The sequence below is a fragment of the Sandaracinobacter sp. genome (assembly GCF_041909755.1).
In the GTDB taxonomy this organism is placed as follows: Bacteria; Pseudomonadota; Alphaproteobacteria; order Sphingomonadales; family Sphingomonadaceae; genus Sandaracinobacteroides.
Genome location: NZ_JAYRCW010000103.1, coordinates 1 through 8,236 on the forward strand (window position 1 = coordinate 1; position 8,236 = coordinate 8,236).

Consider the following 8,236-nt stretch of genomic DNA (forward strand, 5'->3'; position numbering starts at 1 on the left):
CCATGAAGATCAGGCTCATCGCGGGCACGAGGACAGAGGTGGCCGACGCGATCCAGCGGATGGAACCCAGCAGCACCAGCGCCACCATCAGCGCGAAGAAGAGGCCGAACAGCAGCCGGTTGTCGAACCCGAACTGCTCCGCCATCGGCGGATAGGCCTGGTTCACCTGGAACAGCGACAGCGAGCCGCCGATCATCAGGAAGGCGTGGAACAGACCCAGCCCCCGGCCCAGCTTCGGCATCCCGATGGAGGCGAGGCCGCGTTCCAGCGTGATCCACGCGCCGCCGCGGATGCGGCCGCCCGCCATCTCTTCGCGGAACATCAGGCCCAGCGTCACTTCGGCGCATTTCAGCCCCATGGCGACAATGCCGATCACGAACATCCAGAAGATGGCGCCCGGCCCGCCGACGGTGAGTGCGACGCCGATGCCCGCGATATTGCCCAGCCCGATGGTGCCGGACAGGGCGGTTGCAAGGGCGGCGAACTGGCTGACTTCGCCCGGGGCCGTCGGATCCCAATATTTGCCGCGCAGGATGCGCCAGCTTTCGGAAAAGCCCCGGATCTGCGGAACGCCCAGCCAGAAGGTGATGAAAACCATGGCGAAGGCCAGCCACAGCACGATCAGCTGAACTTCGACCCCGCCGATCGGCACCGTATAGAAAACGAAGGCGGACAGTCGCTCGATGCCGGCATTGATGATGTCGATGGCGCTCATTGCGGGGCCTGCAGCGTCTGGTCGATCCGGCCCAACACCCAGGGCATGAACGGGTTGGAACTGACGCGGGCGAGCGCGGCCGGGGAAATGCCCAGCACCCCATTTTCCCCGCGTGTCGCCAGCGCGCCCAGCGCCACGCCCTGCGGATCATCGGGCGACGGGTCTGCGCCATAGAGCCCGTCCGACAGGGGGAAGGGCAGGGCGACATGGCCAAGCGAGAAGAAATCCCGGCGATAGGGAATGCCGAGCGGTTCCTCCACCGGTACCGTGGCATCCGGCGCATAGCTGCGCACCACCGTTTCCGGATCGCCCGGCGCGGCATTGGCGACGATGCTCAACCGGTAATTGTGCCGGCCGGTGGGGCGCATCCGTTCCAGCGCGGTCTTCGCCGATTGGCGGACGAACGGACCGACATAGGCGGCGCGGTTGATATCGAACAACACCAGTTCCGAGCCGTTGGCGGGCAGATGGGCATAGAGGCCGTCCACCACGGCAGGCGCGCTGACGGTTGAATCGACGGCGGACTGGAAGGTGAGGATCGGCGGCAGGCGGCCGATGCGGCCGCTGCTGCGCGCAGCCTCGATCTTTTCGCCCAGGATCACCGTCACCCGATGGGATTCGGCCCCCGCCTTCACAGGGAAACTATTGTATTTGAACGGATTATATTCAGGGATGATATCCAGCCATGCGGCGTTGACAAAGGCCGGGAAGATCGCCGGCATGCCCGCAAGCCCGGCGAAGCGGGCAAAGCGGGTGAGGCCGATCATCGGGGACAGCAGCACCACCTGCTTCGGCGCGCCCAGCGCCGGATTTTGGGTGGCATCCAGCGCGTGGATCATGGCGAGTGCCGCGCCGTTGGAATAGCCGGCGATGTGCAGCGGCTTGCCCGGTGCGCGGCGCATCGCCTCCCGCACGGCGAGGCGGGTGGCGGCCTGCCACTGTTCGGCTTTCGCCTTCGCCAGCCCGGCCGGAACCGTGCCATGGCCGGGCATGCGGATGCCGATCACCACCCAGCCGCGCTTCTGATACAGGTCGCCCACATGGCGCAGGCTGTAGGGCGCGTCCGTCAGGCCATGCAGCAGAACGACGGCGCCAACCGGCGCGCCCGCCGGTTCCAGCGTGAAGCTGCGGTTCCAGTTTTGGCGCAGGTTGGCAGGGTTCAGCGGGGCATCCGCCCAATAGCGGTTTTGCGGCACCTGCTGCCCGGCCGGCAGCTTCGCCTGCACCTCTGTCTCCACGAAGCGGAACGCGGCATCCTCGGCCTTCAGCCATTGCGTCCAGTTCATCGCATCGATCTCGTCCGCTGACGGTTCCGGCGGCGCCAGCCGGTGCCAGGGCTGCAGATCCGGCCCGCGCATGGACTGCACGGCCCGAACCAGGAACACGGCGGCCAGCAGCAGCAGGGCGCCGACCAGCAGATATTTGATCGTTGCGATGACGATGGACATGCGCCTGCCTAGCCGACAAGTCGCGGGCTGCGAAAGCGATTTCATCCGGGGCTCACCCGGCTGGAGCTTTGGTGGCCGCGCCCCTATCTGTTGCGGATGGCGCCGGATGTGCTGACCTGGATCCAGCCCCGCCCGGAGGGGCTTTATCTGCCGACGGCCGATGCCTGGATCGATCCCGCGCGGCCGGTGGCGCGCGCGATCATCACCCACGGCCATTCGGATCACGCGCGCGGCGGCCATGGGGAGGTGTGGGCGACCGCGCCGACCCTTGCCATCATGGCGGAGCGTTACGGCCCGCAGGCGGGCGCCCGCCCGCTGAAGCATGCCGGGGCGATCGATCTTGGCGGCGTTCGGATCAGCCTGCACCCGGCGGGGCATGTGCTGGGATCGGCGCAGGTGCGGCTGGAACGGGAGGGCGCCGTCGTGGTCGTGTCCGGCGATTACAAGCGGCGCGCCGACCCGACCTGCGCGCCGTTCGAGCCGGTGCCGTGCGACATCTTCGTGACGGAAGCCACCTTCGCGTTGCCGGTGTTCCGCCATCCGCCCGCCGGGGCGGAGGTGGCGCGGGCGCTGGCGATGCTGGCGGCCAACCCGGATCGTTGCCTGCTGATCGGGGCCTATGCGCTGGGCAAGGCGCAGCGGGTGGTGGCGCTGTTGCGGCAGGCGGGATACCGGGCGCCCATCCACCTGCACGGCGCGATGCTGCGGCTGATGGCGCTGTACCAGGCGCATGGCGTGGACCTGGGAGAGCTTCGCCCGATGGCGGACACGCCCCCGGCGGCCCTGCGCGGGCAGATCGTGATCGCGCCGCCGTCTGCCCTGCAGGATCGCTGGAGCCGGCGGCTGCCCGATCCGATCACGGCCATGGCGTCGGGCTGGATGCGCGTTCGCGCCCGTGCGCGGCAGCGGGGCGTGGAGCTGCCGCTGGTGATATCCGACCATGCCGACTGGGACGAACTGACCGCGACTCTGGAGGAATTGCGCCCGAAGGAGGTGTGGGTGACGCACGGGCGCGACGACGCGCTGGTGCGCTGGTGCGCGCTGCGGCAGATCCGTGCCCGCGCGCTGCACCTTGTGGGCCGCGAGGACGAGGATGACTGACGGCGGCCTCACCGGCTTCGCGGACCTGATCGACGCCCTGTCGTTCGCGGGCGGGCGCAACGCGAAGCTGAAGCTGATGGCGGACTGGCTGCGGGCAGCGCCCGACCCGGACAGGGGCTGGGGCCTTGCCGCGCTGACGGGCGCGCTGGACCTGCCGGCGGTGAAGCCGGCCCTGATCCGCGCGCTGATCGAGGAACGGGTGGATTCCGAACTGTTCCGCCTCTCCTATGATTATGTGGGCGATCTGGCAGAGACGGTCTCGCTGTTGTGGGATGGCGAGGGCGCGGATCGCCCCGGTCTTGCCGCCGTGGTGGACCGGCTGCGGACGCTGGGCCGGGCCGAGGCGCCCGCCGCTCTGGCCGCCCTGATGGACGGGCTGGATGCCTCCGGGCGCTTCGCGCTGCTGAAGCTCGCCACCGGCAACCTGCGTGTCGGGGCGGGCGCGCGGCTGGCCCGGCTGGCGTTTGCGCAGGCCTTCGGCGTTGCGGTGGAGGAGGTGGAGGAGCTGTGGCACGGGCTGGAGCCGCCCTATGCCGGGCTGTTCGCCTGGGGCGAGGGGCGGGGCGAACGGCCGGACCTTTCCGCCCGGCCGCTGTTTCGCCCCTTCATGCTGGCCCATCCGCTGGAGGAGCCGGAGGCGCTGGACGTGGCGGCCTTCGCGGCAGAGTGGAAGTGGGACGGCATCCGGGCGATGGCGGTGCGGGTGGGGGGCGCCGCGCGGCTTTATTCGCGCGACGGGAATGACATTTCCCATAGCTTTCCCGAGATTGCGTCTGCCCTGACGGCGGATGCCGCGCTGGATGGCGAGCTGCTGGTGCGCGGCGACGGCGCGGTGGGCAGCTTCAACGCCCTGCAGCAGCGGCTGGGCCGCAAGACGGTAAGCGCGCGGATGCTGTCGGACTATCCGGTGTTCCTGCGCTGTTACGACCTGCTGTTCGACGGCGATGAAGATATGCGCGCGCTGCCGCTGGCCGAGCGGCGGGCGCGGCTGGCAGGCGTGGTGGCGCGGTTGGATCCGGCGCGCTTCGATCTGTCGCCGGATCTGAACGCGGCAAGCCTTGATGATCTGGCTGCGCTCAGGGCAGCGCCTCCGGATCCTGCGATCGAGGGGCTGATGCTGAAGCGGCGCGTCAGCCCCTATGTGGCAGGGCGCCGGGCGGGCCTGTGGTACAAATGGAAGCGGCAGCCGCTGACGGCGGATTGCGTGCTGATGTATGCCCAGCGCGGGCACGGGAAGCGATCCAGCTTCTATTCGGACTTCACCTTCGGCGCCTGGCGGGAAGACGGCCAGCTGCTGCCGGTGGGAAAGGCCTATTTCGGCTTTACCGACGCGGAACTGAAATGGCTGGACCAGTGGGTGCGGGCCAACACGGTGAACCGCTTCGGCCCCGTGCGAGAGGTGGAGAAGGCGCTGGTGCTGGAGGTGGCGTTCGATTCCATCGGCCCGTCCACCCGCCACAAATCCGGCCTTGCCATGCGCTTTCCCCGCATTTCGCGCATCCGCACGGACAAGCCCGCCGCCGAGGCGGACAGCATATCTGCCCTGCGGGTGCTTGCGGGGCTGGGCAGGCCGGAATAGCCTCCCCGCCTGTTTGCGTTGGGGAGGGTGTCGCGGAAAATGCGATGACGGCATCGTTCCAGCCCCGGCTGCGCGCCTATGTCGATGGGCGCAGCGCCACTCGTTCGCGGTTCAGGCGCTTGCCGCCAGTGCCGGCGTCGATGTGCGTGGGGGCGCTGGACTGGCTTCACACTGGTTGACAGTTGGAGCCTTTGTCTGCCCGAGGGCATCGGGCACTATTGGTTACTCGTGGTTCACCGTGGTGCGATAAAGGGTGGGTGTGCGTTTTCTTCTGGCCTTTCTGATCCTGTTGTTGCCGGCTCCGTTGCTGGCGCAGTGGAAGGTCGCCGAGACCGGGCGGTTCCGGGTTCATGCGGACATGCCGGCGCGCGCGCTCGAATCCCGTGCGATCCTGCTGGAGGATTTCCACCGGCTGCTGGTGCGCGCGACGGGGCGGGACCTGCCGGCCGATGCGCCGCGGCTCGATGTGTTCCTGGTGCCCGATATCCAGTCCGCGAGCCCCTGGCGGCCGGTGGGGGCCAATGTGTCGGGCTTCTACCGGGCCAGTGCGGGCCGCATTTCCGCCATCGCGCTGGAGGAGGTGCAAGGAAGCCGCTCCTCGGGGCTGGCGCAGGCGTTGCTGCTGCACGAATATGCCCATCACTTCCTGCTGGGCGCGAGCCGCACCGCCTATCCGGCCTGGTATGTGGAAGGTTTTGCAGAATATTTCTCGACCGCGCGGTTCCGCGATGACCGCATCGAATATGGGGAAGCGAGCCCGATCCGCGCCGCTGCCCTGGCGCGGACGCGATGGATTCCGCTGGAAGCACTGCTGGCCCGCGATCCGGCCCTGCTGCGGGGCAGCCAGTCCGCGATCTTCTATGCGCAGAGCTGGCTGCTGACCCATTATCTGTTCCGCGCGCCCGGCATGCGGGACCGGCTGGTCGCCTATCTGAAGGCCTATGGCGCCGGCGAAGACCCGGTGGCGGCCTTCCGCACCCATGTCGATCCGGACTTCCGCGCGTTCGAATCCCGGCTGAGAACCTATGTGACGCGCGAGGCGACCTATTCGCGCTTCGACAGGGCGGGGCCGCAGACCGTTTCGGTTTCGGTGACCGACCTGCCGCGCTCCGCCGCCGACATGCTGCTGCCGATGGTGGCGATCGAGCATGGCGTGCCGCCCGGCCGCCGGGCCGAGGCGCTGGCGGATCTGCGCGCCCGCGCCGCGCGCCATCCCGGCGATGCGCTGGCCGCGCGCGCACTGGCGCTGGCGGAACTGCACCTCGGCTCTCCGGCAACGGCGGCAACCCTACTGGATGCCCAGCTGAACCAGCTGCCGCGCGATGCAGACCTGCTGCGCTGGCGGGCGCAGGCGGCGCGGATGACGGATGCGAAGGCAGGCGGTGAGGACGCACGGCGCTATCTTGTCCGCGCCTGGAACGCCGCCCCGCAGGACTGGCGCACGCTGCACGCCTATGCCCGGCTGTACCGCAGCCAGACGAGGCCCATGCCGGCCGACGCGCTGGACGTGCTGCTGAAAGCCTATGGGCTGGCCCCGCAGGTGACGGACGTGGTGCTGGACACCGCGCTGGCGCTCACGAACGCCGGCCGCCTGAGGGAGGCGGCGCAGGTGCTGGAGCCGCTGGCATGGTCGCCCCATGGCGGCCCGGCCGCGGAACTTGCTCAGCGCATGCTGCTGAAGGCGCGCGCGGGCGACAGGGCCGGCGTTCAGGCCGAGATCGGGGACCTGCGGCGCGTGCGGCTGGCGATGGCCTCGACCGCTCAGCGCCTGTAGCGGATCAGCCCTTCCTGCACGACGGTTGCCACCAGCAGGCCATCCTGCCGGTAGATTTTTCCGATGTTCAGCCCGCGCCCGCCAGAGGCCGCCGGGCTCGCCTGATCGAAGAGATGCCAGGCGGACGGGTCCGGCTGCTGGTGGAACCAGATCGCGTGATCGAGGCTGGCGGCCTGGAGTTTCGGATCCGTCCAGGCCACGCCGTGGGGAAGCGTGCAGGTGTCCAGCAGCGTCATGTCGGTGGCATAGGCGAAGATCGCGGCGCGAAGGGCCTGACCTTCCGGCACCTCTCCGTCTGCACGGAACCAGTTGTGGGCGACGGGTTCGGTCGCCTTTGGCTTGAACGGATTGTGCCGCTGCACTGCGCGGAATTCGAAGGGGCGGTCCCGCTCGGCCCAGATGGTACGGAACGGTTCGGGAATGCGATCGCCGGCGAGGGCGTGCAGTTCGGCGTCGTTCAGCAGGCCCTCAGGCCCCTTCACCTCGGGCATGCTGTCCTGATGGGTCAGGCCCGGCTCCACCAGCTGGAAGCTGGCCGCCAACGAGAAGATGGCCCGCCCGTGCTGGATGGCGGTGACGCGCCGGGTGGTGAAGCTGGCGCCGTCGCGCTCGCGGTCCACCTTGTAGAGGATGGGGATGCGCGGTTCGCCGGGGCGGATGAAATAGCTGTGCAGCGAATGCACCGGCCGGTCTTCGGCCACGGTGCGCTGTGCGGCGGCAAGCGCCTGCGCCACCACCTGCCCGCCATAAACCCGCACCCAGCCGGCGTCGGTGTTCGCCCCGCGATAGAGATCGACTTCGATCTCCTCGACATCGAGGAGCTGGACGAGGCGCGAAAGCGGGGTGGAGCCGGGCGTTGACATGGGCAGGCGGTTAGGCCGCGCGCGCGCCGCTTGCAACCTGCCGCAAGGATTGGCACCCCCATGGGCCATGCGACGCGCACCCATCCTGTTCATCGCCATGTGGCTGGCGCTTGGGACGGCCGCCTGCGCCGCGCCGGAGGACAGAGCCGTCAGCCTGCCCGATGGCCGCACGTTGAACCTTTACTGCCAGGGGCGGCAGGGACCGGTGGTCGTGTTCGACAGCGGCTGGGCCGCTGACAGCCGGGTTTGGCGGCGTGTGATGGCGCAACTGCCGGAGGATGTGCGCGCCTGCGCATCCGACAGGGCGGGGCAGGGGCGGAGCAGCCCCGGGCCGCTGCCGCGAGACGGCGCGGCGGTCGCGGCGGATCTGCACGCGGCGCTGAAGGCATCGGGCCTGCCGGGGCCGTGGGTGCTTGTCGGCCATTCGCTGGGCGGGCTCAACATGCGCCATTTCGCCCGCGCCTTTCCGCAGGATGTCGCCGCCCTTGTGCTTGTCGATCCGACGGGCCTTTCCGCGCCGGGTGCCTTCGCGCCGCTCGCGGCCCGGTCGCGCACCTGTGTGGAGGCGCTGAAGGTGGATGCCTTTCCGCCCGACAGACCCGATCTGGCCCGCTGCAAGGGCGAGGACAGGGCCACCGCTCTCGCCCGGTGGGAGGCGAGGCTGTCCGAGATCGAGGCGGTGGGCGGGAGCACGTCTGCGGGCCTTGCCGATCAGGGGCCGGGCAGCCTCTCCATGCCGCTGATCCTGCTGCGCCC

Annotated in this window: 7 protein-coding genes; 4 read left to right on the plus strand and 3 right to left on the minus strand. The window is 69.4% G+C overall.

The window, feature by feature from the left end:
* Together ACE3O8_RS11755 and ACE3O8_RS11760 are read right to left on the minus strand one after the other, a co-directional pair.
* A partial coding sequence (locus ACE3O8_RS11755) for an alanine:cation symporter family protein (RefSeq protein WP_374389956.1) occupies positions 1 to 715 on the minus strand: 715 nt, incomplete at its 3' end.
* Positions 712 to 2,163: an alpha/beta hydrolase gene (locus tag ACE3O8_RS11760; RefSeq protein WP_374389958.1), complete on the minus strand. Its 1,452-nt coding sequence runs from the start codon at positions 2,161 to 2,163 to the stop codon at positions 712 to 714. The genes ACE3O8_RS11755 and ACE3O8_RS11760, both read right to left, overlap by 4 nt.
* A gap of 96 nt (positions 2,164 to 2,259) precedes the next feature.
* Here ACE3O8_RS11760 and ACE3O8_RS11765 point away from each other — a divergent pair, with 96 nt between their 5' ends.
* The 3 genes from ACE3O8_RS11765 to ACE3O8_RS11775 all read left to right on the plus strand — a co-directional run bounded on the left by ACE3O8_RS11765 (position 2,260) and on the right by ACE3O8_RS11775 (position 6,617).
* The gene (locus ACE3O8_RS11765) at positions 2,260 to 3,264 is read left to right on the plus strand and encodes a ligase-associated DNA damage response exonuclease (RefSeq protein WP_374389960.1); all 1,005 of its coding nucleotides are present in this window, start codon (positions 2,260 to 2,262) and stop codon (positions 3,262 to 3,264) included.
* Positions 3,257 to 4,843, plus strand: coding sequence for a cisplatin damage response ATP-dependent DNA ligase (locus ACE3O8_RS11770; protein WP_374389962.1), 1,587 nt, complete (start codon positions 3,257 to 3,259; stop codon positions 4,841 to 4,843). Before ACE3O8_RS11765 ends, ACE3O8_RS11770 begins: the two co-directional genes overlap by 8 nt.
* 259 nt (positions 4,844 to 5,102) lie before the next feature.
* Positions 5,103 to 6,617, plus strand: a complete 1,515-nt coding sequence (locus ACE3O8_RS11775) for a hypothetical protein (RefSeq protein WP_374389964.1) — start codon at positions 5,103 to 5,105, stop codon at positions 6,615 to 6,617.
* On the opposite strand, the gene ACE3O8_RS11780 is transcribed toward ACE3O8_RS11775, so the two are convergent.
* Positions 6,605 to 7,480, minus strand: coding sequence for an acyl-CoA thioesterase (locus tag ACE3O8_RS11780; protein ID WP_374389966.1), 876 nt, complete (start codon positions 7,478 to 7,480; stop codon positions 6,605 to 6,607). The two genes, ACE3O8_RS11775 and ACE3O8_RS11780, sit on opposite strands and share 13 nt — an antisense overlap.
* 67 nt (positions 7,481 to 7,547) lie before the next feature.
* Between ACE3O8_RS11780 and ACE3O8_RS11785 the strand changes: the two genes are divergently transcribed.
* Positions 7,548 to 8,236, plus strand: a 689-nt coding sequence (locus tag ACE3O8_RS11785) for an alpha/beta fold hydrolase (RefSeq protein ID WP_374389968.1), incomplete at its 3' end; no start/stop codon positions are given.

Excerpts from the sequence above, each read along its gene's own strand:
- ACE3O8_RS11760 (WP_374389958.1), bottom strand. The coding sequence starts at position 2,163 with ATGTCCATCGTCATCGCAACGATCAAATATCTGCTGGTCGGCGCCCTG.
- ACE3O8_RS11780 (WP_374389966.1), bottom strand. The coding sequence starts at position 7,480 with ATGTCAACGCCCGGCTCCACCCCGCTTTCGCGCCTCGTCCAGCTCCTC.
- ACE3O8_RS11770 (WP_374389962.1), top strand. The coding sequence starts at position 3,257 with ATGACTGACGGCGGCCTCACCGGCTTCGCGGACCTGATCGACGCCCTG.
- ACE3O8_RS11765 (WP_374389960.1), top strand. The coding sequence starts at position 2,260 with ATGGCGCCGGATGTGCTGACCTGGATCCAGCCCCGCCCGGAGGGGCTT.